Source organism: Streptomyces sp. NPDC053474, assembly GCF_044544845.1.
In the GTDB taxonomy this organism is placed as follows: domain Bacteria; phylum Actinomycetota; class Actinomycetes; order Streptomycetales; family Streptomycetaceae; genus Streptomyces.
The window spans coordinates 1-1,090 of sequence record NZ_JBITXV010000048.1; the positions used below are offsets into that span (position 1 = coordinate 1).

1 protein-coding gene is annotated in these 1,090 nt (G+C 69.0%); it reads right to left on the bottom strand.

Annotation, left to right across the window (positions count from 1 at the left end; genetic code table 11):
* Nucleotides 1–1,042 (bottom strand): sensor histidine kinase (locus ACIG3E_RS41010; protein WP_399626333.1); only part of this gene is annotated, 1,042 nt, incomplete at its 3' end.
* Nucleotides 1,043–1,090 lie beyond the last annotated feature (48 nt).

Sequence of the window (1,090 nt, forward strand, 5' to 3'; positions counted from 1 at the left end):
CGGATTCGATGTGGAAGCCGCCGTCGGGGCGGGGCCCGAACTCGAAGGTCCCCCCGACCAGCTCCACCCGCTGCCGCAACCCCTTCAACCCACTCCCCGACCCACTCGACGCCAACTCCCGGTCCACCACACCCCTCGGCGCCGTATTCCGCACCCTCAACCGCACCCGATCCGCCTCATACCGCACCTCCACCCACACCCCACACCCCGGCGCGTGCTTCCGCACATTCGTCAACCCCTCCTGCACAATCCGATACGCCGTCCGCGCCACCACCGGCGACGACACCGAACGATCCCCCACCTCACTCAACTCCACCTCCACCCCCACCGCCCGCGACTCCTCCACCAACACCGACAACCCCAAATCCCCCACACCCACCCCACCCGACACCCCACCAGAATCCCCCACCCCACCCACCACACCCGCCGCACTCTCCGGCGACCTCAACACCCCCACCAAATCCCGCAGCTCCTCCAACGCCTGACACCCCGCAGCCCGCAACCCCTCCGCCTCCGCCCGCACCCGCTCATCCGTCGCCACCACCCGCAACGCCCCCGCCTGCAACACCATCAACGACACCCGATGCGTCACCACATCATGCATCTCCCCCGCAAGACGCACCCGCTCCTCCGCCCGCGCCCGCTCCGCCAACAAAAACTGCTCCCGCTCCGCCCGCTCCGCCCGCTCCGTCAACGCCGCAATCAACCCCCGCCGCGCCGCCACATACATCCCCAACAACGCCGGCACCGCCGTCAACAACACCCCCGACGCCGCCACCGCGAACGACAACTCCCACAACCGCGTCGCCACCACCGTCAACACACCCGTCAACACCCACGCACCCCGCGGCCGCGACGAATACACCACCGCCGAATACGCCGCAAACGGCGCCGCCAACGGCACCCACACCCCCGACCCATCCACCGACGTCACCAACAACCCCGGCACCAACCACACCGACAACGACATCAACACCGCCGACACCGTCGCCACACCCAACACCAACAACGGCCACACCCGCCGCACCACCAACACCACCACCACAACCACCTGCAACCCCAACCCCGCCCACGGCCCAAACCGCGGATG